This is a genomic window from Burkholderia sp. S171, assembly GCF_009766085.1.
Lineage (GTDB): Bacteria > Pseudomonadota > Gammaproteobacteria > Burkholderiales > Burkholderiaceae > Caballeronia.
The window spans coordinates 473,255-495,726 of the sequence record NZ_LMUF01000030.1 but is presented as its reverse complement, the minus strand read 5'-3'; the positions used below and the strand labels follow the sequence as shown (position 1 = coordinate 495,726).

Here is a 22,472-nt window from a genome sequence, read left to right as displayed (position 1 = left end):
TTTTACATCTGCCAACCGCTCCTGAGCACGCGCGACTTTCTCGTGCTGTCCCCGGCCCCCTTGCGCACGAGCGCCGGTTACTGGTTGCCCGGCAGTACCGCGGGTATCGATACGAGATTGCGATTCACGCTGCCCCTCTTTGCCCTGTGTCGGACGCGCTCCCGCAGCCCGCTGTTGTGCGGAAGCATCAGCATCTGGATGAACGCGAGGTTTGGTTGTATCGGTTACCGGAGGTTTACTGGCGGCCCGTTTCGTCGGCGATAAATCGTCTCGACTCGGAACATGGGCGTTCGCGCCCTCGTCCCGCCAGTCGCCGGAAGCCGCTGAAACATTCGGACCAACCGCCTTTTCGGACAATAAAGTCGATAGCAAGGCCAACCCACCGCGCTCGTCTTTTCGTCGCGCGGGCTCCCGGGAAGACGGAGCGGCACTCGAAGACCCTTTCGGCTGAGATTGATCGCGGGAAGTCAAAGGCAACGGCGACGGCGAACCCGCAACGCCCTTCTGAACATTTTTCTTCGTGGTCTGCGAAGCAGTCGAACTTGCGCCCGCACCACCCGCCGCGGCTTTCGAAGCACCGGCAGCAAAATCGCCCGATGCCCCCGCAAACCGCCGCGCAGCCGCTTCCTTCTTACGGTTGATGGCGTTATCGGCGGAATCTTCCGCATCATCTTCGCCATCGTTTTCACGCGCCGCTGCATCGCGCAGCAGCGCTTCACGCAGCTTTTTCAACTGCTCCTGGGGGTCAAGCTTGTCCGCATCGGCGGGACGTTTGGAAACATTCGGCATAGCACGGCATTATAATCCCGGCATGAATTCTCAAACCGACCTCCCCGCCGCGCCTCCGCCGGTTTCGACCGAGCCCGAAGCGCCTGATCAACACGGCCAGTTCGTGGAATGGATGCGTTCCGTCGCGCCCTATATCCACGCGTTCCGAAACAAGACCTTCGTGGTCGCGTTCGGCGGCGAACTGGTACAGGAAGGACGTCTGAACGCGCTCGTTCAGGACGTCGGGCTGTTACACGCCATGGGCATTCACGTCGTGCTCGTGCACGGTTCGCGACCCCAGGTGGAAGAACAACTGAACCTGCACGGCGTGGAATCGGAGTTTTCGCACGGCTTACGCATTACCGACGCCCGCGCGCTCGAATCCGCGAAAGAAGCCGCCGGCGAAGTGCGCCTCGACATCGAAGCGGCAATCAGCCAGGGCTTGCCGAACACGCCGATGGCGCATGCGCACATCAGCGTGGTATCGGGCAATTTTGTGACGGCTAGGCCGGTCGGCATTCTGGACGGCGTCGATTTCCAGCACACCGGCGTGGTGCGCAAGATCGACGGCGATTCCATTCGCCACTCGCTGACCAGCAGCAAACTCGTACTGCTTTCGCCGCTCGGTTTTTCGCCGACGGGCGAGGCGTTCAATTTGTCGATGGAAGATGTGGCCTCGGCTGCGGCCATTGCATTGCGCGCCGACAAGATCATTTTCCTGACCGAAACCCCCGGTCTCGTCGATGAAAACGGCGAGTTGGTGCGCGAAATGTCACTCGACGATGCGTACCGGCTGCACGAAAGCGGCGAATTGCAGGGAGACGCCGCGTTCTACCTGAAGCACACCATTCGCGCCTGTCGCGGCGGCGTGGCGCGGGCGCACATCATTCCCTACGCGCTCGACGGCAGCATCCTGCTCGAATTGTTCTTGCACGACGGCGTGGGCACGATGATCTCGTACGAGAACCTCGAAAGCCTGCGCGAAGCCACGCCGGATGATGTCGGCGGGATTTTGACGTTGATCGAACCGCTGGAAATGGACGGCACGCTCGTACGGCGCGGCCGGCACCAGATTGAACGCGATATCGACCATTTCTCGGTGATCGAGCACGATGGCGTGCTGTTCGGCTGCGTGGCGTTGTACCCGTACACGCAGGAACGTATCGGCGAAATGGCCTGCCTGACGGTCTCGCCCGAAGCGCAAGGTTCCGGCGACGGCGAACGCTTGTTGAAACGTGTCGAACAACGGGCGCGCGCTCGTGGCCTCACGCATATCTTCGTGCTGACCACGCGCACCGAGCACTGGTTTCTCAAACGCGGATTCGTGAAGGTGACGGTCGACGACCTGCCCGAAGACCGCCGCCGGCTCTACAACTGGCAACGTAAATCGCTTGTGCTGATGAAGCAGCTCTAACTTATTTCGAGGCGTGTTCGTCCGGTTGCAGGCGCACTCGTGCGCGGTCCGGAGAGAGCCGTCCAGTTACCCCGCTACAGGAGAAATACAGATGGCCCGAACGATTCAATGCGCGAAACTCGGCAAGGAAGCCGAAGGACTCGACTTCCCGCCCCTGCCGGGCGAACTCGGCAAGCGGATCTACGAAACGATCTCGAAAGAAGCGTGGCAAGGCTGGCTCAAGCAGCAAACCATGCTGATCAACGAAAACCGCCTGAACATGGCCGATCCGCGCGCACGCCAGTACCTGCTGAAGCAGACGGAAAAGTACTTTTTCGGTGAAGGCGCCGATACCGCTCAAGGCTACGTACCGCCAACGCCGAGCTGATCAGACGCGTTCGTTTCTGGCAATGAAAAGCCGGTCTTTCGAGGCCGGCTTTTTCTATTCGCTTTTCAATTTGCGAACCGGCAAGAACGCTCTCCCTTAAGCCCCGGTTTGCGGATCGTCTTGCATCGTGCTATCATCTCCTTCTTTCCAACTGCAATTCAAAGTCAATTTCTTAGCAATGACGCGTTTGAAGCATTCGTTCAAGCGCTAATTCGAGATATCGGCGAGTGGTTGTGAAGGCTTCCGCGGGTCTGGATTTGCCCGTGGACAAGTTGCTCTCAAGCCTTCTCAATCCGTGACACAGCCAGCAACCGGACTGCAGCGCCTTGCGCGCCTCCGTTGCCCAAATTTAGCTGCGTCCAGCCATCTATCCCCGTAGTACCCGAGTAACACCTGTGCACCCGTGCACTACTTACGAAGTGCCATTTCGCGACATCGCCGCGAGGCATCGGCATTGTCCATCGCACCGTCAGCGCATCTTCCATGCGTTCAGCGTGCGGGCAATTGCTTTCAGCTTTCAATACGTGCGCTGAAACTCGCCTCGTCGCGAAACTGCACTTTCCCGGCAACGTGCGCTTTTGCGCACGCCGAACCGTCCCACGGACGGCTTGGCAATACACCTGGAGCTTATTTTCATGGCAACACCGAACGACGGCCTCTGGCGACAACCTGCACCCGAAAAAGACTTGTCGCTCGACGACATCACCATCGTCGATAAATCGCTGCTCAAGCGCGCAGTCGGCGCGATGGCGATCGGCAATGCGATGGAATGGTTCGATTTCGGCGTCTACAGCTATATCGCGGTGACGCTCGGCAAAGTGTTCTTCCCGTCAGCTAATCCGGGCGCGCAACTGATCGCCACGTTCGGGACGTTCGCCGCGGCATTTCTCGTGCGTCCGCTCGGCGGCATGGTGTTCGGGCCGCTGGGGGATCGCATTGGCCGCAAGCGCGTGCTCGCGATGACCATGATCATGATGGCGATCGGCACGTTTTGTATCGGCTTGATTCCAGCGTATGGAAGCATCGGCATTTTTGCGCCGATTCTGCTTCTCGTCGCGCGTTTGGTCCAGGGCTTTTCAACGGGCGGCGAGTATGGCGGCGCGGCGACGTTCATCGCGGAATTCGCGACAGATAAAAAACGCGGGTTCATGGGCAGCTTTCTTGAATTCGGTACGCTCGTGGGGTACGTGTTGGGTGCGGGCTGTGTCGCTGTGCTGACCGCGACGATGTCCGAGCAATCGCTGCTCTCCTGGGGATGGCGCATTCCATTCCTGATCGCGGGACCGATGGGGTTGATTGGCTTGTATATCCGGCTGAAGCTTGAAGAAACGCCCGCCTTCCAGCGTGAAGCCGACAAGCGCGAAACCGAAGCGCACAGCACGCCCAAAGAGCAATTCCGCGACATGTTGCTCAAGCAGTGGCGGCCGATGCTGCAATGCGTCGGGCTGGTGTTGATCTTTAACGTGACCGATTACATGGCGCTGTCTTATCTGCCGAGTTATCTGTCCGCCACGTTGAAATTCAATGAAACGCACGGGCTCTTTATCGTCCTGCTCGTGATGGTTCTGATGATGCCGATGACGCTGGGCGCCGGCCATCTGTCGGACAAGGTCGGGCGCAAACCAGTGATGCTGTTTGGATGCGTCGGCTTGCTGCTGTTGTCGATACCCGCGCTGACGCTGATCCGCATGGGCACCATGCTGCCGATCTTCAGCGGCATGCTGATTCTCGGCGTGTTGCTGTCGTGCTTCACCGGCGCCATGCCGTCGGCATTGCCCGCGCTCTTCCCCACCAAGATCCGCTATGGCGCGCTTGCGATCGGCTTCAACGTATCGGTTTCGCTGTTCGGCGGCACGACTCCGTTGGTCACCGCGTGGCTGGTTTCGTCGACGGGAAATCTGATGATGCCTGCGTACTACCTGATGGGGGCATCGGTGATCGGGATTGTCTCGGTGCTCGCGCTTCGCGAGACGGCGAGGCAGCCGCTGAAGGGTTCGCCGCCGTGCGTGGGTTCGCGCTCGGAAGCGCATGCCGTGTTGCGCGGCGTGCGGCAAGCTGCGGAAATGGATGACCGGATGCCGGAAGCGACCGCACACGCATAACCGTCATCGAGCGGGTCGACGCTCGTTAAACAAAGAGGCCATCCAGCTAACGTTGGATGGCCTCTTTGCTTTTCCGATCTGAGCAGCACCAACTGCTGGGCCGCCGTTCACTCGATCAGCCGCACGATCTCGACCTGCACCTCGCCCTTGTCGATCAGCATGATGCCCAGCGTCACCGGCAACTTGAATCGACGCGGCCCGGCGCTTCCGGGATTAACGAAAAGTGTTGCACCGCGGCGTTCAATCAAAGGCTTGTGCGAATGGCCGGTCACGACCACGTCAATTCCATCGAGTCGCTTCGGAACGTCAGCGATGTCATGCACGAGATGAATCGCCGTTCTGCCGATATCAAACGTCAGCGCTTCCGGCAGGTCATCGATTCGCTCGCCCGAGTCGTTATTGCCGCGGACCGCTGTGACCGGCGCGAGTGCGTTGAGCGTATCGAGAACCGCGGGATTGCAGATATCGCCGGCGTGAATGATGTGCTCGCAGCCGCGCAACGCATCGAGCGCCTCGGGGCGCACGAGGTTGTGGGTATCGGAGATGATGCCGATGCGGATGACAGGTGACATGGGCTTCGCTCGCAGGACTTGATCGCCTGAGCGTAGCACCGTTCATGCCGATGAAATCACCGTCACGCGCGTCGTTACTCCTCCGTTAATCCTCCGTTACTCTTCCGTCAGCAGGACTTTTTCCACTCGCCGGTCGGGGACGAGCCATACGACCGCGACGATCACGTATAAGGCTGCTGCAACCCACGGCTGCCAAAACGAGGCGCCGATGGCGACCAGATACAGCACCACTGAAATCTTCCCCTTGCGATCCGCGCCAATCGCGCGCTCCAGCATGGAATTGGCGCCATGCAGGCCGATCAACGCGCGCGTGAGGATGTACCACGCGACCGCCGTCATGAAGAGATCGAAGCCGTAGAGCGCGGTGGGCCATGACGCCAGGTGGTTCTCGCCCATCCAGTTGGTGGTGAACGGGAACAGCGACAGCCAGAACAGCACGTGGAGGTTTGCCCACAGCACGCTTCCATTGACCCGTTGCGCTGCGTGCATCAGGTGATGGTGGTTGTTCCAGTAGATGCCGACATACACGAAGCTCAGCACATAGGCGCAAAACACGGGCGCCAGTGCGCTGAGTGCAGCCAGATCGGCGCCGTGCGGCACCTTGAGTTCCAGCACCATGATCGTGATGATGATGGCGATCACGCCGTCGCTGAATGCCTCGATCCGATTCGTGCCCATTTCGTCCTTTCTCGTTGCTTTTTCGTTGCTTTTTCGTTTTAAACGCTTGGGGCTACGGCCCACCCAGCCGCGCGCAGCAAATTATGCGCGAGCAGCCTGGCGTTGTCGATTTAGCGTGAACGAGAGAAAGGACGTCGTGGTGTATCGATGAAACGCAGTGCACCCAACCATCAGGAATCTTCGGACATCATCCGGGAACGGCGGCATGAAGCCATTGCAGCAGTTGCAACCCCGCTCCGGCGGCGAGAATTGCCAGCCCGAGTCCCAGACGCGTCCGTTCACGCCATGCGCCGATAGAAACGTCTTTCATACTCGCCTCCTGACATCGATGGGTCGTGTCTTAATGCCGACTCGTTGATCCTGCCGCTCAGCGGTAGCGGATTCTCATGTACCTGAATACGCGAGCCCGGGCGCGAACGGATGCAGGCGGGAAGGATATTTTTCGGTTTCTGTCCTGAGCGATACGGTGAAAGGTGCGGGGAGGATGGCAGAAGGATCGGTTCGAACGATGAAAACCGGCCCCACGATCTCCGGCAAGCGGGCAGACGCGGGACGCTGGTGCCTGTCGGAATTGGCCCGCCCGCCGTCCGATGGTAGAATCCCGTCCGCTTGGCGGGGTGATGAAATTGGTAAACATAGCGGACTTAAAATCCGCCGCCTAACGGCTTGCCGGTTCAAGTCCGGTCCCCGCTACCAGCGTCAGATTGATTGAGCGTCCCTGAACGAGTGGGATGTTTTTCTGCCGCGCGAAGGTCGACGCGATGTTCGCTGTATATTCATACAGAAGCGTATCAACGCCGTTGCGCATTTTCTTGGTTTCCATTTAGCGTGGCGAAAGGAAACGAGAAGAGCGCCGATCGTGCATGGCAGACCCGTTTTATCGATGCCGAACCCGCCAGTCATCCTGTCTTCGCTTAATCGACTGAAGTAGACTGCGCGTCCTACCTAGCGCGAGCCATCATGAAACATCGAACCTTTTATGCGGTGGCCGCTGCTGCCGTTCTGACCTGCACCGCAGGCTGCACGACCGCTTACCGCAACGGCCAGGAGTGCAAGGCCAAGATGGTCGAGACCTACCCGGCCACGTTGCCCAAGCTGACTTACGAAATACCCCGGGTCGCATACCAAAGCACGCGTGTGGTGGTCGAAGGCAGCTACACCAAGAAGATCCCGCCAGCAGGCGTGACCCTCATCAAGCCGACAACGACGACTGTAGAAGCTGCTGTCGAATGCACGTTCGAAGGCGACAAGCTCAAGACGTTCCAGTGGCTGACACCGGCGACTCTCGCGGAAAAATATCCGCTGACGCCGCCCGCCGCCGCTGACACGGAGTAAGGTTTTCCATTGCGTCTGGAAAATGCGGCGCGGTCGACACGTCAATGAACGCACGGACATGGCCACCGTGGGCAGCGACCCTCCGTCGTCTTTAGTATCATCAGCGGCTCGCTTCATGCGTTGAATCCTCGAGCCCTCGCCCATGTCTGCTGCCGCCACCGATTCAAATTCCCACACTCCGCACCAGCAGCCCCACCCACATTACTCCCGGGCCACGCTGCTCGTCCTCGCGACGATCGCAGGCGTATCGGTCGCGAATATCTATACGAATCAGCCGCTGCTCGCGGCCTTTCGCGCGTCCTTCCCGGAAAGCGCTGGGTTGATCGGTGCGGTACCCGCTGTCACGCAACTCGGCTATGCGCTCGGCATGTTACTGCTGGCGCCGCTCGGCGATCGCTTCGACCGCCGCCTGATCATCCTTCTGCAACTGGCCGCACTTGGCATCGCGCTCGTCGCGGCAACGGCCGCGCCCACGCTCGGCGTGCTGATCGCCGCGAGTCTGGCACTCGGTATCGTGGCAACCATCGCGCAACAAGCCGTGCCGTTCGCCGCTGAACTCGCGCCGCCCGCGCAACGCGGGCACGCGGTCGGTACGGTGATGAGCGGCTTGCTGATCGGCATTCTGCTCGCGCGTACGGTATCGGGTTTTGTCGCGGAGTATTTCGGGTGGCGAGCCGTGTATGGCGCCTCCGTCGTTGCGACCATCGCGCTCGCCGTACTCGTGGTCATGCGCCTGCCGCGCAGCAAGCCGACTTCCACGCTGCCCTACGGCCGCCTGCTTGTGTCGATGTGGCATCTCGTGGTCGAGTCGCCGGCGCTGCGCGAGGCATCGATGACCGGCGGCGCGTTGTTCGCCGCGTTCAGCATCTTCTGGTCGGTGCTCACGTTGCTGCTCGCGGGAGAACCGTTCCAACTCGGCCCTCAGGCGGCCGGGCTGTTTGGCATTGTCGGTGCAGCGGGCGCGCTGGCCGCGCCGCTCGCCGGCAAGTCGGCGGACAAGCGCGGACCGCGGGCAGTCGTTTCGCTCAGCATCGTGCTCGTGGCCGTCTCGTTCGTCGTATTCGCGTTGTCGGGACGCAGCCTCGTGGGACTGGTGATCGGCGTGATCGTGCTGGATATCGGCGTGCAAGCCGCGCAGATATCGAATCAATCGAGAATCTATGCGCTCAAGCCCGAGGCGCGCAGCCGTGTGAATACCGTGTACATGGTGGTCTATTTCATTGGCGGAGCCGTGGGGTCGGCGGTTGCATCGCTGGCATGGCACGCGTTCGGATGGATCGGCGTGTGTATCGCGGGATTGGCGGCCACCGCGCTTGCCGGCTTGAGCCATTCGCGAAGCCGTTCAAAAAGCGCTTGAGCCAGAGGTCTGCTGAAAAACTGCGTGCCTCGCTCGCTTAGTCCCTCGCGCGGGAGTATTGATGCAGCGCGTCGAGAACGCGATCGAATTCCAGGGATTTATCGAAGAAATGGCGCACGCCGTATTGCAGGCAGCGCTCGCGGTATGCCGGCAGTGCATGGTTCGTGAGCACGGCGGCGAAGGTCGAATCGATCATTCCGGTGCGCTGCAAATACGCCAGCACCTCGACGCCGGAACCGTGCTTCAGTTGCAGATCGACAATGACTGCATCGAATTTCCCCGCTTCCAGCAGCCCGATCGACGCCTCGGGCGTGTCCGCCCAAGCGGTGACCTGCAGCTCGCCGGACGCATCGATCGCTTCCACCAGGCTGCGCCGGATCAACGGCGAGTCTTCGATCAACAGCACGCTCAGCGGCCGCTTGTGCGCGAAACCGGTTTTGTCGACGATCGTTTGTTGGCCCACGGCGGGCATCCTCCTACTCGATCAAGCCGTTCTTGATCGCGTAATACGTGAGATCGGCGTTGTTCGCGAGCCGCATTTTTTCGAGAACGCGTGCGCGATACGTGCTGATCGTCTTCACCGATAAATGCAGCTCCTCCGCGATCTCGGTCGGAATCTGGCCGCCCGCGAGCTTGCAAAAAATCTGGAACTCCCGCTCAGACAAAGCTTCGTGTGGCCGCTCGGTGGCGGGTTTTTCGAGCTTGTCGGCGAGTGCGTCGGCAATAAACTCCGACAGGTAGCGGTGACCTCGCGCCACCATCCGAATTGCCCGCACGATCTCGTCGGGCGCCGCGTCCTTGTTCAGATACCCGTTGGCGCCAGCGCGCAGCAGATTGATCGCGTACTGGCTTTCCGGATAACCCGACAGCATCAGCACGCCCTGCTCCGGGCGAATCTGCTTGATCACGCGCAGGGTATCGATACCGTTCTTATCCGGCATCGCGATGTCCAGCAATACGACATCGAACGCGCTTTCGCGCACGAGCGCGATGGTTTCGTCACCGGTGGACGCTTCGGCGGCGACTTCCATGTCGGGTTCATCGGCGACGAATTGCCGGAATCCGCTCCGCACAATGGCGTGGTCGTCCGCTATCAACACTCGAATCATCTGCGCTGCCTGCGGCCGTTTTTATGGTGAATCATTGTACCGACGACGCGCGGCGGGAATCATCCCGCCGCGCGTCGTCCTGGAGCTTCCGTATTCTTTTACCGCTCTTTTACTGCAACTTCACGTTCAACCGTCGAGGCCGTCGAGCAGGTCGGCCATGTCATCGGCGTGCTCTTCCTCGACCGCCAGGATCGTTTCGAAGATCCGGCGCGTAGTGACATCCTTTTCGCCGAGGTAGCGAATGATTTCAGCATACGTGTCGATGGCAATGCGTTCCGCGATGAGATTCTCGCGAATCATATCGATCAGATTGGCGCCTTCCTTGTACTCGGAATGCGCGCGCGACGCGAGACTGTCCGGCGCGAAATTCGGCTCGCCGCCCAACTGGACGATGCGCTCGGCGATGGTATCGGCGTGTTCCTGCTCTTCGGTCGCATGCTGCGCGAATTCCGACGCAACCGCTTCCGAATGGATGCCCTTTGCCATGAAGTAATGGCGTTTATAGCGCAGCGTGCAGACAATCTCTGTGGCGAGCGAATCGTTCAGCAGCTTCAGCACGACTTCCTTGTCGGCGCCATAGGTCGACGTAACCGAGCCGTCGTCCATATGCTGACGCGCGTTGGCGCGAATTTTTTCCATGTCCAGCACAAACGGATCGGACTTGCCTGCGGGTCCCTTCGATTGTTCCGGTGCAGCTTTTACAGCAGACGATTTCGACATTGTTGTGCTCCAAAAAGAGAATGGATCTTTTGTTCGGCGGGACAGGTTCTCACGGCAGCCTCGCCGGATATAGGCCCCGGCCGCCGTCCTCAGTCACTCGTGTGATCGCCCGCATACGGCGTGCCTGCTCGCGACGCGCTCGGACAATCGATCAGGCCTGACGCCACCGTGCCCGGCCACTCGCGACATCACGTTCGGAATACGCCCAGCAACAACGTAACAACGAAGACCACGAGAAAGATGTAGAACAGGATCTTTGCGATCTCCGCGGCGCCGGCGGCAATGCCGGTAAAGCCAAACACGGCCGCGATAATCGCAATGATGAAAAAAACAACGGCGTAATGGAGCATGACGACCTTCCCTCTTGGTGGGTTCTTATCGGCCTCGGATCCGGCATCGGATCAGACATCGAATCCGGCATCTCACGATGACTCGGGTAGACGATTGCGATAAAGCGTGAAGTCGACCACCCATCGCACAGGATTCGATAAAGCCGGTCAAAGCCGAAGCGTGCGAGGTTTTTAATTGGCGGTGGCTAAGATCGCTAATCGACTATTTTCTTCGTCACGACAAAACCGAGCACGAGGAATACCACGCACAAGATCAGGAACAGCACGAACAGGAATTTTGCGATGCTGGCCGCGCCCGCTGCCACGCCGGTGAAACCGAGCAAGCCCGCGACGACGGCGACAATGGCGAAAAACAATGCCCACTTCAACATGATCGGTTCCCCATTAAGATTGGACTAGTAGCAGGATGTTAGCGAGGCGGTTATGAACTGCCATCTGGATGCACGCCGGTTTTCGTGTAGGACATCACCGACAAACGCTTTCAATTGTCTTCGTGCTTAATCCCGCCCGTCACCCGTCCGGCGCTGATCGATGTAATTCGATCGGCCCGGCACGGCGTGAAAAGTTACACTGGCCGGACAGAAAACCCGATGGCTCCTATGACTTCCTCTTTGCACAAAGGCGGCGCGGCGAATCCGGTAGACGGCATCACGCGGCGCGCAACCCGGTTCAGCACGCGTCTGAACGGTTGGATGCGCCGTTGGAGCTGGGCCGTGGCAATGACTGTCGCCATCGTGATTACTGTTGGCGGCCTGGTGATACTCGAATCCGGCCGCATGCGGATTGCCGCGGAATACGAGACCGCGCTCGACGCGAAAGGCGCCACCACGCAGTTGACCGCGCTGGCGGCGGATATCGCGTCACTGACTGCCGATGAACGCGCGTTCCGCTTGGCGCCCGACAACACCTACACCGCGCCCTACAACGCCGCGGCGGCGAGGATCAAACAAACGGTTGCGTCGCTGGATGCTTACTATCGCCGCAAAGCGGACGACACCGCGCTCGCGAGTTTCAAGCAGGTCAGCGCGAACCTCGACGCGCGGATCAACGCGGGACTCGTTGCGCGCGCCGGTTCAGACGCGGCATCGAGTACTGATATCCTCGACAGCGCCCTCGCCCTGCTGCGTCTGAATGAAGAGCGCCGGGCGCAGTCTGCACTCGATGCCAGCCGCGCCGACCAGCGCATTTCCACCTTCTGCGTGGGCGCGTTGTGTGCGTTGAATATCGTGTTGTTCCTGCTGTTGTTTCGCAATCTCGGGATCCAGCTGGACAAGCAGGACCGCGTGCAGCAAAAGCTGATTACGCAGCAAGAAGAGCTCGACCAGCTCGTGTTCGATCGCACGCGGCAACTTGAAGCGCTCGCGTGGCATTTGCAGTCGGTGAGTGAAAACGAGAAGACCCAGCTTGCCCGCGAACTGCACGATGAACTCGGTTCGATCCTGACGGCCAGCAAGATGGACGTGGCGTGGGTCAACAACAAACTCAAAAGCGCCGAGCCGGCGATGGCCGAGAAACTGGGCCGTGCGCTTGCGAATCTCGACCAGGGAATAGCGCTGAAGCGGCGGATTATCGAAGACATGCGGCCGACCGTCCTTGCCAACTTCGGGCTGGTCACGGCATTGCGCACCCTCGCCGATGAAACCGCGCAACGCACCGGCTGGACGCTCGAACTCGCGCTCCCCGCCGACGACATCAAGCTCGGGGAAGAAGTCGAGATCGCGTTATTCCGAGTCGCGCAGGAATCGCTGACGAACGCGGCCAAATACGCGCGGGCGTCGAGCGTGTCGATTGCGCTCGCGCTGGACGACGAGCGGGTATCGATGCATATAGCCGATGACGGCGTCGGCATTCGTCCGCAAGATTTGCAGCGCACGCACACGCACGGACTGCTGGGTATGCGCCAGCGCGTCAGCGCGCGCGGCGGTCGCATCGAGATCGAACGGCGCCAGCCGCATGGCACCGATATCCGCGTCACCATGCCCCGCGCGCGTAACTTCGATGTTTGAGGGTCAACGCTTGTTGGCTGTTTACTCGAGATACACCGCGCTTGTAGGACGGCGCCTACGCAAGTTGCAGACCGCGCCTACACGATAAAAACAGCCGCGCCTACAGCCTGCGAACGCGCAGTTTTTTATGATTCTTCAGACCGGTGTGGTCGATCGAAACGGTAGTCGTCCTGGGTTTTGTTGCTTGCTCAAACCCGGCAAAACCGTTTCAAAGGTCGGTCGTAGCCAATGGCCGCAACGTGTCTGGCAACTGCTTTCGCAGCAGATTTCGCTGTTGGACATTGAGCGGCCAGGATTCGAACATCGGGCACGCTTTCATGGCCGAACGGCCGGCGTACCCGCATCAAACTCAAGGGGAACTGCTCATGAAACGACTTATCGCTTTGCTGTTGATCGCCGGAACTGCCGCACTCGCAGCTTGCAACACGGTGGCCGGCGCTGGCCAGGATCTCTCGAAGGGCGGCAACGCCATCACGAATTCAGCCGACAAGCACAACGCGGAATAAGCGCGGACGCTGGCGGCAGGTTGTTGGCGGCTGGTGGCGGCTAACGATTTGCTGGCTGCTGTCTTCGCCGGCGCTCCGGCTTATGGCGCTGTGCCGACGTCGGAACGGATCGTGGGATCCGAACAAAACGACGACCGAAACAACGATCCAAAAGAACCTCCCTTCGCGGAGGTTCTTTTTTATGTCTGAGCCAAAGACACGTGAACACACATCGGCATTAGTCAGAAGCAAGCGGTAAAGCAGTCCAGCTACCGGCCTCGGGACGCTGCGTGATGCGCTCGATCGGTTCGGCCGCCTGCGACTCGAGAAGTCCGCCTATCAAATCGGCGAAAGGCTTGATGTTCCGGTACGTGCTGGCCTGCTCAAGCGCAGCCAGGTACGCGGTGCGCGACTGAACGGTCACGATGGTCCAAAGGTAGCCGCCGGTGGTCAGCAGGTAGTTCATGAGAAAGCGGCTGAGGCGGCCATTGCCATCCATGTAAGGGTGGATAAACACGAAGATGAAATGACCCAATACCGCTCGCACTCCCGGGTGCTCTTCCGCCTGCAGCAGGTCGAAAAGAGCCGGCATGCAATCCCGGACCGCTTCAGGCGCGATCGGTACATGCAACGCGTTTCGAATGAACACGTTGTTGTTGCGATACCCGGCCAGATCGCTTGCCTTCAAGATACCCGCTGTAACGCTCGGAGAAAAGAGCGTCACGTACCACTGTGAAAAATCTCGCTTTAGGGTGGTCGAAGGATTCTCGGCTTGAGCCACTACCCGGCCGATCAGGGAACGGACCCGCGCATGGGTCTCCGCGTAGCCTTTAGCCGCCGTGGCATCCCGCGTCAGCCGGCCTTCCTTGTTGGTCAGGGGGCTCCAGTCGCCATTGCGAACCTTCGCGATCAGGTCGGTGCTGACCCGATAACCTTCGATAGACAACGAGTGGTAGGCGTCCGCGACGTACCTTGCCTCTATGTCGTGAAGAAGCGCTTCGCTGTCGGGGTTCGGCAAACGGGGAATATCGCGGAAGCGATCGATCACGATGTCCCGCATGCCCGACCACATGGCCTGGATGCGCTGCACATAAGGTGACTCGTTCATCCGGCCGCCAATATGGGCCAGCGGCCGCTCGAACGGGTTATCTTCGACCACGACATAGGACGCTGCTTTCATCGTATTGAGGAGCTGGTCGGCGTCCTGATCACGGCCGACGGCTCGCAACGCTCCGGCCATGCGACCGGCAACGACACTATGGCCGCCTTCGAGCAATCGAGCGGTGAGCGTACTGATATCGACCTGACGTGTGACGATCTGCGCGGCAAGCTCGTGCATGTGGAAAAAGCTCGGGCTCGCCCGAATCAGCGCTTCGGGCACAGGAACCAGCATGAGTCCACTCGTGTTCGGCGCACGGCCGTCGACCAGCATGTCAGGCTTGGTTCGATAGAGAAACATCGAACAGCCGCGAGGCAATGCTTGTGGCTGGTTGGTCGCCAGCGGCGAGTAAAGGAGGATCTGCTTTTCGATGCTCGTGTGACCGCTGTGCTTGAGGAGCGAAAGCTCGGGGCTCACCTGCCATTGGTCTGCAAACCTGGAGTGAGCGTACTCGGCCACGAAGGTCTCCATGTTCGCGTACCAATGCGTGGAATCGCCCTCAGCGTCTTCCGGATTGTTCGACTGATACCAGCCTTGAATGACCAGCTTCAGAAAACCGGCATTCTGGAGTCGCTCACGGTGCGTGCGAGTGAGCTCGGGATGCGAACTTAGCTGGAATACAGAAAGTCCCCTGTCCTGCAGCTCTTTGAGGATCGACAGAGAAGAAGCCAATTTTTCGTTGGGTGCGGCCACGCGGTTCACTCCGGAGAGTAAAAAACGGCGGACCGTTTTTGGAATTCTCCAAAACGGTCCGTCGTTTTCGCACTGCCTGATCGTCAACCCACCCTCAAACCAGCCCGCGCCTCTTGTAATCGAACCAGAACGATAAACCCACGCTTGCCAGGATGATGAGGGTCGCCATCACGGTCCACTTCGTGATCACTTCGCCGAGAAACACCGCGCCTATCACCACCGCCACCACGGGATTCACGTACATGCAGCTGCTCGCGATGATCGGACTCGTGTGGCGAATCAGGTACGCATACGCGACATACGCGGCCATCGAACCGACGAGCATCAGGTAGAGGTAAGCCACGAACGGCGTGAACCCCATGCTCACGATGCGTTCGCCCGACACCCACGCAACGATCGTCGCCATCGCGCCGCCAAGGCTGATCTGCAGAGCAGTCGATACCAGCAGGTCGGACGGCAGCTTCAGACGCCCCGCCAGAAACGAGCCGCCTGCCCAGAAAATCGCGCCGCATAAGATCGCGAGACTGCCGGCGGTTGAACCCGACGACGGATCACCGTGATTCAGCAGCGCGATCCCAACCAGCCCAAGCCCGACCGCAATCCACTCGCCCTTCGCCACCTTGCGGCCGGCAATGGCGGCGATGACCGTCGCGAACAACGGCACGGTCGCCACCATGACGGCAGCCGTGCCCGTCTCGACCGTGCGCATGCCGAACGCGAGCATCCCACTCGACAAACCCACCAGCAACGTCCCGACCGCCGCGGCGTTTCGCACTTCGGCGAAAGTCGGCCAGACCGGATCGCGGCGCGCAGCAAAGATGAACAAACCGATGCCCGCGAACAGGTTGCGCAACCCGGACAGCATCAACGGCGGGAACGATTCCAGCGATAAATGCACCGCCATGTAGGTCGAGCCCCATACGAGGTACACCACGCAAAGGGCGAGCGCTACTCGGCCGCTACGCGTCGCGGGGAGCCGGAACGGGAAATGGCCGGGAAGATTGAACGGACGACGCACGGGGGTATCGGCCAAGGGTGGCGCGCTCGTCACACCGGGCAAAACGTCCGCCGATGACGATGACGTTGGCGCGTCGGCTCCTGCGTGCGGGAACGGCAGCACATCGGCTGAGGGCTGCGACTGCGGAGGGTGTGCCGGGGGCACAAACGGCAACGCTGAAGAATCGGAAGCAGATGATCGCGAGGGCGGCAACGGTGTAGACATCCGTTACTCCGCGATGAAGATGATTGCAACGGCAGCCGGCCAAACGGGCAAGCTTAAAACCGCCGGTTTCGTTTCACCCAAAACCAGGGGAAGCGAAGAACGGCGCGCATGCCGCTTGAGCGTCGCGGCAAAACGGGCAAGGCAGGACAACATGTCGGAAGCAGAAAAAGGGGTCGGGCAACAAGGTGCCGAAGCTCGATAACGGCTTGGAAAGCCGGCACGAGCCGCCGCGAGTTTGCCGGACCGACTCGGGTAAAAAATGTCGGCGGTATCCGGGAAAACACGGTGGTCGCCATTATGCAGGAAGCGACGCACGCGCACGCGTGAGTGTTACAGATGGTTGCCAACACGCTACGGCGAGGTGTATTGTTGCGGCTGCTAACGCGGGGGTCCTGCGCTGCACATCGCAATCTGTAATCGGATTGTCCGTGTGTCGCGGGTGAGAAATACCCTTTGAACCTGATCTGGATAATGCCAGCGCAGGGAAGCGTTCGGATTTTGCCGCGCTGGGGTCTGCTTTCGTTCTCGCGCATCGCCGCCAAATCCGCCCGCCTCCTTCTCTGCTTTTCTTCGGTCTCCCGTAGCTAGCGTTTGACTCAGCCGTTTCTCGTGCGCTCTTGTGCCATTTGGTGCAATTTCGTGCGCCTGGCGTTTTTCGCCGGCCGGCTGGGAAATATCCGTCCCCACAGCAACCATCTGCATGGGACCGGAGTAAGCGCAAAAGCTAACACCGGTCGACACAGGAGAGCCGCATGAACGCCAACCCGAAATTCCTGTCCGACGACGCCGTCGTCGACGCTGCCGCCATCGCGCCGCTGCCCAATTCACGCAAGATCTACGTGACGGGCTCACGCCCCGACATCCGCGTGCCGATGCGGGAAATCACGCAATCCGACACCAACGAAAGTTTCGGCAGCGAAAAAAATCCGCCCGTCTATGTCTACGATTGCTCCGGCCCGTATTCGGACCCGGAAGCCAAGATCGATATTCGCTCGGGTCTGCCGGCCGTTCGTCAGGGCTGGATCGAAGAACGCGGCGATACGGAATCGCTCGGTGGTCTCTCAAGCAACTTCGGCCGTGAGCGCGCCGCCGATACGGCGACCGCCGACCTGCGTTTCAAAGGCTTGCATCGCACGCCGCGCCGCGCTGTGCCGGGCAAGAACGTCTCGCAGATGCACTACGCGCGCCAAGGCATCATCACGCCGGAAATGGAATACATCGCGATCCGCGAGAACCAGCGCCGTGCTGAATATCTGGAATCGCTGCGCACGAGCGGCCCGAACGGCGAAAAGCTCGCCACGATGATGGGCCGCCAGCATCCCGGCCAGGCGTTCGGCGCCCAGGCTTTCGGTGCAGACGCCCCCAAGGAAATCACGGCCGAGTTCGTGCGCGAGGAAGTTGCCCGCGGCCGCGCGATCATCCCGGCGAACATCAACCACCCGGAAAGCGAGCCGATGATCATCGGCCGCAATTTTCTGGTGAAGATCAACGCGAACATCGGCAATTCGGCGGTGACATCGTCGATCGGCGAAGAAGTCGACAAGATGACCTGGGCCATCCGCTGGGGCGGCGACACGGTCATGGATCTGTCGACCGGCAAGCATATTCACGAAACGCGCGAGTGGATCATCCGCAATAGCCCGGTGCCGATCGGCACGGTGCCGATTTATCAGGCGCTCGAAAAGGTCAACGGCAAGGCTGAAGACCTGACCTGGGAAATTTTCCGCGACACGCTGATCGAACAGGCTGAACAGGGCGTCGATTACTTCACCATCCACGCCGGCGTGCTGCTGCGCTACGTGCCGATGACCGCGAACCGCATGACGGGCATCGTCTCGCGCGGCGGTTCAATCATGGCGAAATGGTGTCTGGCTCATCACAAGGAAAGCTTCTTGTATGAGCACTTCGAAGACATCTGCGAAATCATGAAGGCCTACGACGTGAGCTTCTCGCTGGGCGACGGCCTGCGTCCCGGTTCTATCTACGACGCCAACGATGAAGCCCAGCTCGGCGAACTGAAGACGCTCGGCGAGTTGACGCAGATCGCGTGGAAGCATGATGTGCAGGTGATGATCGAAGGTCCGGGCCATGTGCCCATGCAGCTCATCAAAGAGAACATGGACCTGCAACTGGACTGGTGCGATGAAGCGCCGTTCTACACGCTCGGACCGCTCACGACCGACATTGCGCCGGGATACGACCACATCACGTCGGGCATTGGCGCCGCGATGATCGGCTGGTTCGGCACGGCCATGCTCTGCTACGTCACGCCGAAGGAACACTTGGGGCTGCCGAACAAGGACGACGTGAAGACCGGCATCATCACGTACAAGCTCGCGGCGCACGCGGCCGATCTGGCGAAGGGGCATCCGGGTGCTCAGGTACGGGACAATGCGTTGTCGAAAGCGCGCTTCGAATTCCGCTGGGACGATCAGTTCAATCTCGGACTGGACCCGGACAAGGCGCGCGAATTCCACGATGAAACCCTGCCAAAGGATTCAGCCAAAGTCGCGCATTTCTGCTCGATGTGCGGCCCGCACTTCTGTTCGATGAAGATCACCCAGGACGTCCGTGAATATGCGGCGAAGCAAGGGGTATCGGATATCGAGGCGCTGAAGCAAGGCATGGAAACGAAGGCGATCGAATTCGTGAAAAAGGGCTCGGAGATCTACCAGCGCACGTAAGAACGAGCAACGACCACGCCGGGCGTCCGCAAAGGCGCGCCGACCCGGTGACAAATAGAAGCGGCCTGTCGCATGTCATGTGCGACAGGCCGCTTTGCGTTGAGATGCGTGCCATTGCGCAATTGTCTGTTGAATACGATGGTCGGGCACTGTTTCTGCTTCTACATTGTAAGAATCGGCAGAATGTCTTTTCGCCGCCGGGTTGGACGCGGACAGTCGGGCTCATCCGATCAGCGTCAACTGTGCGCGCCCTTTCCGGTTCGACAGCAACCCGTTACACCTTCGTGATTCATCGTTTTTGGAGACTTGAAATGGACAAGATCAAACAGATTGGCGCTGTTGCTCTCATCGCCGCGCTTCTCGGCGGCCTGTCTGCATGCGATCAAATGACAACCCGTCAACGCGATACAGCCGTCGGCGCGGGAGTTGGCGGCGTGGCGGGTGCAGCGCTTGGCGGGAGCGCGTTGTCCACGGTGGGCGGCGCGGCCGCGGGTGGCCTGATCGGTAATCAGGTCGGCAAGTAGGTTGATAGGTCAGCGTATCGGATGATTCTTCTTCCGATACGCTGACCGCTCACTTCAATAACACGGCGATCGGGCGCAGCCGAACTTTTTAAGTGCTTGGGTGCGCCCGCAATTCCCTCCAGTGAAACAGATCGAAACATGAGGGAATGCCCCCGTGGTTTCCCGCGTTTCAGCGATGCGCTAGGCTCCTGACATCCCGTTCATTCGAACGGTCGCGTTCCGACGCAATGAGGAGTTGCACCATGAGCCCGAAGCTCGCACTATCCGCCCTCCTGGGCGCTTTGAGCTTGAGCGCTTGTTACTACGTGCCATACGGTTCGTACGGATATTACCCGGCGTATCCACCCTATCCGGGCACGCCGGTAGTCAGCACAGCACAAACGCAGCAAGAGGTTTCTGTCGCTCCGGCGGGGGCGTCCGGTAATGGCTATGCGCAGAGCTATCAAGGCGCCGGCAACACTCCACCCTCCGCGTATGCGTCAACGACAGCGCAGTATGTTGCTGCGCCGCCTGTCGTTTATGCACCCTATCCCGCTTATTACCCGAGCTATCCGGTCTACGCGCCCTACCCGGCCTATTACGGCGGCTACGGTTACCCGGCTTACGGCTACGGCCCTTCGCTGTCGGTCGGCTTCGGCTGGTATGAGGGTGGTGGGCGCGGACATTATTATCGGCACTGAACGTGTTCGTTGAGCGGTTCGCGCTCCGCGAGATGCACGGGCGAGCCTTACCCGTTCGATGTAACGCTTTCACACAAACCGCGCTGCAATAGCGCGGTTTGCATTTGCCCGGGCTGGTTATTTACCGTGTCCGATAAAGCCAGCAGCGCATCACGGGCGGCTTACCTTCAACCCGCATGATATGGCACGATTTTCGCTGAGATTCTTGAACGCTGCGCCGCTCCGGGCGCTGCCGCTACAGGAATCCTCATCATGCTGGTCTTTGCGCTGGTCCTGCTCTGGCTTGCCGCCTGTCTCGGCGTGATCTCCGTCTGGGTATTGGGCTGGGTTTCGCACGGCTCGCCAGAGACCGACACGTCAGAAACGCATGAACCCATCACGCGTTAAAGCATCGATATAACCCAAGGGTATGGTTAATCCTTCCTTGACGCGCGCCATCCTCGCTCTATCCTTAGTCCAGACGCATTAGGCAAACGCTTAGTTGCAACGATGCGTCGAGCGGCGGCGCGCTTATTGCAAGGCGAACGAAGCTCACGGGGCTCTGTCAGTACGGTCGCCATGACCGAAGAACGCCATGCGTTCAGCAAAATAAAAACCAGGAGACGATATGTTTCATCAGATTCTGACGCCTGTCGGCGGCTCACTCGGCCTGTCCTTTCTCGTCGCCGTGCTACCTATCGCAGTCGTGCTGGTTTTACTCGGTTGGGCGCGCCGGCCTGCTTGGCAAGCGTCGCTCGCCGGGTTGATCGTCGGCATAGTGGTGGCCATCGCCGTGTGGCACTTCCCTGTGGGCCTGGCGATTGATTCGGTCGCGGCAGGCGCCGTATTCGCCGTCTGGCCCGTCATGTGGATCGTCTTCACCGCGATCCTGCTCTATAACATCGCGCAGCGTTCGGGCCGCTTCGAAGCGTTCCGGATATGGATGATCGACAACCTCCCGAACGATCGGCGCATCGTGCTGGTAGTGATCGGCTTCTCCTTTGGCGCGCTGCTGGAAGGCATCTCCGGGTTCGGCACGCCGATCGCCATTACGAGTTCGCTGCTGATCCTGCTCGGCTTTCCGACGCTCGAAGCGCTCACCTTCACGCTGATCTTCAACACGGCACCGGTCGCGTTCGGCGCGCTCGGCGTGCCGATCACCGTGCTCGGCGCCGTGACTCACCTCTCCCCTGACCTGCTCGCCAAGATGGTCGGCCGCCAGTTGCCATTCTTCGCGCTGCTGCTGCCGTTCTACGTGATCGGCGTGTACGCGGGCTTTCGCAACATGCTCAAGATCTGGCCGGTGCTGCTCGTGGCTGGCGGGACGTTTTCGCTCACGCAATTCGTCACGGCGAACTACATCAATTACTCGCTCACCGACGTGCTCGCGTCGATGGTTTCCCTGATCCTCACGATTGCGTTCCTGCGGGTGTGGAAACCTGCCCCGGACCCACGTTTCGCCGTCAACGTGGATCGGGCCGCGCAAGTCCGCAGCAAGCTTTCCGGCGGACACGGCTGGGTGCCATGGATCGTGGTATCGGTGGTGGTGATCGTGTGGACGGTGGCCAAGATCTTCCTGATCGGCGATGTCAAGGTGCCGTGGCCAGGTCTGGACAAAGCCGTTTTCATCACGCTCTATAACCAGCCGTACGGCGCGATCTGGGACTTTCAGCCGCTCGCGACCGGCACTGCGATCCTGGTGGCATCGATCATCACCGCCCTGATCGTGCGGTTGCCGGCGAGCCAATTCGGCGGGGCGATCGTGGATACGTGGGTGCAGACGCGCATCGCCATTCTGACGGTCGCGACCATTGTCGGACTCGCGTACCTGATGAACTACTCGGGAATGAACTACACGCTGGGCCTCGCCGTGGCTTCGGTGGGAGCGTTCTTCCCGCTGGTGTCGGCGTTCCTCGGCTGGGTGGCCGTCTTTCTCTCCGGCAGCGATACCTCCGGCAATGCGCTGTTCGGCAATCTGCAAGTGGTCGCGGCACGGCAGCTCAATCTCAATCCGATCCTGATGGCCGCGACGAATTCATCGGGCGGCGTCATGGGGAAGATGATCTCGCCGCAAAACATCTCGACAGGTGTAGCCACCACCGAACTGAAAGGCAAGGAAGGCGTGGTTTTCGCGAAAACATTCAAGCACTCGATCCTGCTGACAGTGCTGCTCGGCGTGCTGGTCTGGCTGCAGCAAAATGTGCTGACGTGGATGATTCCGCATTGACGGGAAAGCGGGTGGGAAAATTGTTGACCGCGGCCCGAACC

At 60.1% G+C, this 22,472-nt stretch carries 22 protein-coding genes, 1 tRNA gene and 1 riboswitch; of the genes, 13 read left to right on the top strand and 10 right to left on the bottom strand.

Going from position 1 to position 22,472, the window contains the following annotated elements; genetic code table 11:
• Positions 1–811 precede the first annotated feature (811 nt).
• The 3 genes from argA to proP all read left to right on the top strand — a co-directional run bounded on the left by argA (position 812) and on the right by proP (position 4,651).
• Entirely contained in the window at positions 812–2,182 is a 1,371-nt protein-coding gene (gene argA / locus GSQ93_RS16080) for an amino-acid N-acetyltransferase (RefSeq protein WP_158936637.1), read from the top strand.
• 91 nt (positions 2,183–2,273) lie between these two features.
• Positions 2,274–2,549 carry an oxidative damage protection protein gene (locus GSQ93_RS16075; protein WP_031363859.1) on the top strand — a complete coding sequence of 92 codons (276 nt, stop codon included), beginning with the start codon at positions 2,274–2,276 and terminating at the stop codon, positions 2,547–2,549.
• A 635-nt stretch (positions 2,550–3,184) separates the two neighbouring features.
• Positions 3,185–4,651 carry a glycine betaine/L-proline transporter ProP gene (gene proP / locus GSQ93_RS16070; protein ID WP_158936636.1) on the top strand — a complete coding sequence of 489 codons (1,467 nt, stop codon included), beginning with the start codon at positions 3,185–3,187 and terminating at the stop codon, positions 4,649–4,651.
• A 107-nt stretch (positions 4,652–4,758) separates the two neighbouring features.
• Here proP and GSQ93_RS16065 read toward each other — a convergent pair whose 3' ends face one another.
• From GSQ93_RS16065 to GSQ93_RS38530, 3 genes are all read right to left on the bottom strand, one after another.
• Positions 4,759–5,223, bottom strand: a complete 465-nt coding sequence (locus GSQ93_RS16065) for a metallophosphoesterase family protein (RefSeq protein WP_158936635.1) — start codon at positions 5,221–5,223, stop codon at positions 4,759–4,761.
• Positions 5,224–5,319: 96 nt separating this feature from the next.
• The gene (locus GSQ93_RS16060) at positions 5,320–5,901 is read right to left on the bottom strand and encodes a TMEM175 family protein (RefSeq protein ID WP_158936634.1); all 582 of its coding nucleotides are present in this window, start codon (positions 5,899–5,901) and stop codon (positions 5,320–5,322) included.
• A 187-nt stretch (positions 5,902–6,088) separates the two neighbouring features.
• Positions 6,089–6,211, bottom strand: coding sequence for a hypothetical protein (locus GSQ93_RS38530; protein WP_301952064.1), 123 nt, complete (start codon positions 6,209–6,211; stop codon positions 6,089–6,091).
• A gap of 301 nt (positions 6,212–6,512) precedes the next feature.
• Here GSQ93_RS38530 and GSQ93_RS16055 point away from each other — a divergent pair.
• The 3 genes from GSQ93_RS16055 (at position 6,513) to GSQ93_RS16045 (ending at position 8,593) form a co-directional block, all read left to right on the top strand.
• A tRNA-Leu gene (locus GSQ93_RS16055) sits at positions 6,513–6,597 on the top strand.
• 264 nt (positions 6,598–6,861) lie between these two features.
• The gene (locus GSQ93_RS16050; RefSeq protein ID WP_158936633.1) at positions 6,862–7,236 is read left to right on the top strand and encodes a hypothetical protein; all 375 of its coding nucleotides are present in this window, start codon (positions 6,862–6,864) and stop codon (positions 7,234–7,236) included.
• A gap of 142 nt (positions 7,237–7,378) precedes the next feature.
• Positions 7,379–8,593, top strand: a complete 1,215-nt coding sequence (locus tag GSQ93_RS16045) for an MFS transporter (RefSeq protein WP_158936632.1) — start codon at positions 7,379–7,381, stop codon at positions 8,591–8,593.
• A 37-nt stretch (positions 8,594–8,630) separates the two neighbouring features.
• Here the strand turns inward: GSQ93_RS16045 and GSQ93_RS16040 are convergent, their stop codons facing one another.
• From GSQ93_RS16040 to GSQ93_RS16020, 5 genes are all read right to left on the bottom strand, one after another.
• Positions 8,631–9,056, bottom strand: a complete 426-nt coding sequence (locus tag GSQ93_RS16040) for a response regulator (protein ID WP_254073892.1) — start codon at positions 9,054–9,056, stop codon at positions 8,631–8,633.
• Between the two features lie 13 nt (positions 9,057–9,069).
• Positions 9,070–9,702: a response regulator transcription factor gene (locus tag GSQ93_RS16035; protein WP_158936630.1), complete on the bottom strand. Its 633-nt coding sequence runs from the start codon at positions 9,700–9,702 to the stop codon at positions 9,070–9,072.
• Between the two features lie 126 nt (positions 9,703–9,828).
• A complete protein-coding gene (locus GSQ93_RS16030) occupies positions 9,829–10,422 on the bottom strand; it encodes a bacterioferritin (RefSeq protein WP_158936629.1) in 594 nt (197 codons plus the stop codon).
• 188 nt (positions 10,423–10,610) lie between these two features.
• On the bottom strand, positions 10,611–10,772 hold the full coding sequence (locus GSQ93_RS16025) for a DUF1328 domain-containing protein (RefSeq protein ID WP_074264073.1): 162 nt from the start codon (positions 10,770–10,772) through the stop codon (positions 10,611–10,613).
• Positions 10,773–10,966: 194 nt separating this feature from the next.
• Entirely contained in the window at positions 10,967–11,143 is a 177-nt protein-coding gene (locus GSQ93_RS16020) for a DUF1328 domain-containing protein (protein ID WP_158936628.1), read from the bottom strand.
• A 228-nt stretch (positions 11,144–11,371) separates the two neighbouring features.
• Here GSQ93_RS16020 and GSQ93_RS16015 point away from each other — a divergent pair, with 228 nt between their 5' ends.
• Both GSQ93_RS16015 and GSQ93_RS16010 read left to right on the top strand, forming a co-directional pair.
• On the top strand, positions 11,372–12,778 hold the full coding sequence (locus GSQ93_RS16015) for a sensor histidine kinase (protein ID WP_254073891.1): 1,407 nt from the start codon (positions 11,372–11,374) through the stop codon (positions 12,776–12,778).
• A gap of 365 nt (positions 12,779–13,143) precedes the next feature.
• Entirely contained in the window at positions 13,144–13,284 is a 141-nt protein-coding gene (locus tag GSQ93_RS16010) for an entericidin A/B family lipoprotein (RefSeq protein ID WP_158936626.1), read from the top strand.
• Positions 13,285–13,501: 217 nt separating this feature from the next.
• Here the strand turns inward: GSQ93_RS16010 and GSQ93_RS16005 are convergent, their stop codons facing one another.
• Positions 13,502–15,115, bottom strand: coding sequence for a Fic family protein (locus tag GSQ93_RS16005; protein ID WP_158936625.1), 1,614 nt, complete (start codon positions 15,113–15,115; stop codon positions 13,502–13,504).
• 94 nt (positions 15,116–15,209) lie between these two features.
• Positions 15,210–16,337: an EamA family transporter gene (locus GSQ93_RS16000; RefSeq protein WP_158936624.1), complete on the bottom strand. Its 1,128-nt coding sequence runs from the start codon at positions 16,335–16,337 to the stop codon at positions 15,210–15,212.
• A gap of 375 nt (positions 16,338–16,712) precedes the next feature.
• Positions 16,713–16,841: riboswitch (TPP riboswitch) on the top strand.
• 248 nt (positions 16,842–17,089) lie between these two features.
• Between GSQ93_RS16000 and thiC the strand changes: the two genes are divergently transcribed.
• The 5 genes from thiC to GSQ93_RS15980 all read left to right on the top strand — a co-directional run bounded on the left by thiC (position 17,090) and on the right by GSQ93_RS15980 (position 22,431).
• The gene (gene thiC / locus GSQ93_RS15995) at positions 17,090–19,021 is read left to right on the top strand and encodes a phosphomethylpyrimidine synthase ThiC (RefSeq protein WP_158936623.1); all 1,932 of its coding nucleotides are present in this window, start codon (positions 17,090–17,092) and stop codon (positions 19,019–19,021) included.
• A 311-nt stretch (positions 19,022–19,332) separates the two neighbouring features.
• Complete coding sequence (locus GSQ93_RS15990; RefSeq protein ID WP_158936622.1) at positions 19,333–19,545, top strand: glycine zipper 2TM domain-containing protein; 213 nt, start codon at positions 19,333–19,335, stop codon at positions 19,543–19,545.
• 242 nt (positions 19,546–19,787) lie between these two features.
• The gene (locus tag GSQ93_RS15985; protein ID WP_158936621.1) at positions 19,788–20,225 is read left to right on the top strand and encodes a hypothetical protein; all 438 of its coding nucleotides are present in this window, start codon (positions 19,788–19,790) and stop codon (positions 20,223–20,225) included.
• A 252-nt stretch (positions 20,226–20,477) separates the two neighbouring features.
• Complete coding sequence (locus GSQ93_RS38525) at positions 20,478–20,612, top strand: hypothetical protein (RefSeq protein WP_301952063.1); 135 nt, start codon at positions 20,478–20,480, stop codon at positions 20,610–20,612.
• Between the two features lie 220 nt (positions 20,613–20,832).
• Complete coding sequence (locus tag GSQ93_RS15980; protein ID WP_158936620.1) at positions 20,833–22,431, top strand: L-lactate permease; 1,599 nt, start codon at positions 20,833–20,835, stop codon at positions 22,429–22,431.
• Positions 22,432–22,472 lie beyond the last annotated feature (41 nt).

Excerpts from the sequence above, each read along its gene's own strand:
- argA (WP_158936637.1), top strand. The coding sequence starts at position 812 with ATGAATTCTCAAACCGACCTCCCCGCCGCGCCTCCGCCGGTTTCGACC.
- GSQ93_RS16075 (WP_031363859.1), top strand. The coding sequence starts at position 2,274 with ATGGCCCGAACGATTCAATGCGCGAAACTCGGCAAGGAAGCCGAAGGA.
- proP (WP_158936636.1), top strand. The coding sequence starts at position 3,185 with ATGGCAACACCGAACGACGGCCTCTGGCGACAACCTGCACCCGAAAAA.
- GSQ93_RS16065 (WP_158936635.1), bottom strand. The coding sequence starts at position 5,223 with ATGTCACCTGTCATCCGCATCGGCATCATCTCCGATACCCACAACCTC.
- GSQ93_RS16060 (WP_158936634.1), bottom strand. The coding sequence starts at position 5,901 with ATGGGCACGAATCGGATCGAGGCATTCAGCGACGGCGTGATCGCCATC.
- GSQ93_RS38530 (WP_301952064.1), bottom strand. The coding sequence starts at position 6,211 with ATGAAAGACGTTTCTATCGGCGCATGGCGTGAACGGACGCGTCTGGGA.
- GSQ93_RS16050 (WP_158936633.1), top strand. The coding sequence starts at position 6,862 with ATGAAACATCGAACCTTTTATGCGGTGGCCGCTGCTGCCGTTCTGACC.
- GSQ93_RS16045 (WP_158936632.1), top strand. The coding sequence starts at position 7,379 with ATGTCTGCTGCCGCCACCGATTCAAATTCCCACACTCCGCACCAGCAG.
- GSQ93_RS16035 (WP_158936630.1), bottom strand. The coding sequence starts at position 9,702 with ATGATTCGAGTGTTGATAGCGGACGACCACGCCATTGTGCGGAGCGGA.
- GSQ93_RS16030 (WP_158936629.1), bottom strand. The coding sequence starts at position 10,422 with ATGTCGAAATCGTCTGCTGTAAAAGCTGCACCGGAACAATCGAAGGGA.
- GSQ93_RS16025 (WP_074264073.1), bottom strand. The coding sequence starts at position 10,772 with ATGCTCCATTACGCCGTTGTTTTTTTCATCATTGCGATTATCGCGGCC.
- GSQ93_RS16020 (WP_158936628.1), bottom strand. The coding sequence starts at position 11,143 with ATGTTGAAGTGGGCATTGTTTTTCGCCATTGTCGCCGTCGTCGCGGGC.
- GSQ93_RS16015 (WP_254073891.1), top strand. The coding sequence starts at position 11,372 with ATGACTTCCTCTTTGCACAAAGGCGGCGCGGCGAATCCGGTAGACGGC.
- GSQ93_RS16010 (WP_158936626.1), top strand. The coding sequence starts at position 13,144 with ATGAAACGACTTATCGCTTTGCTGTTGATCGCCGGAACTGCCGCACTC.
- GSQ93_RS16000 (WP_158936624.1), bottom strand. The coding sequence starts at position 16,337 with ATGTCTACACCGTTGCCGCCCTCGCGATCATCTGCTTCCGATTCTTCA.
- thiC (WP_158936623.1), top strand. The coding sequence starts at position 17,090 with ATGAACGCCAACCCGAAATTCCTGTCCGACGACGCCGTCGTCGACGCT.
- GSQ93_RS15990 (WP_158936622.1), top strand. The coding sequence starts at position 19,333 with ATGGACAAGATCAAACAGATTGGCGCTGTTGCTCTCATCGCCGCGCTT.
- GSQ93_RS15985 (WP_158936621.1), top strand. The coding sequence starts at position 19,788 with ATGAGCCCGAAGCTCGCACTATCCGCCCTCCTGGGCGCTTTGAGCTTG.
- GSQ93_RS38525 (WP_301952063.1), top strand. The coding sequence starts at position 20,478 with ATGCTGGTCTTTGCGCTGGTCCTGCTCTGGCTTGCCGCCTGTCTCGGC.
- GSQ93_RS15980 (WP_158936620.1), top strand. The coding sequence starts at position 20,833 with ATGTTTCATCAGATTCTGACGCCTGTCGGCGGCTCACTCGGCCTGTCC.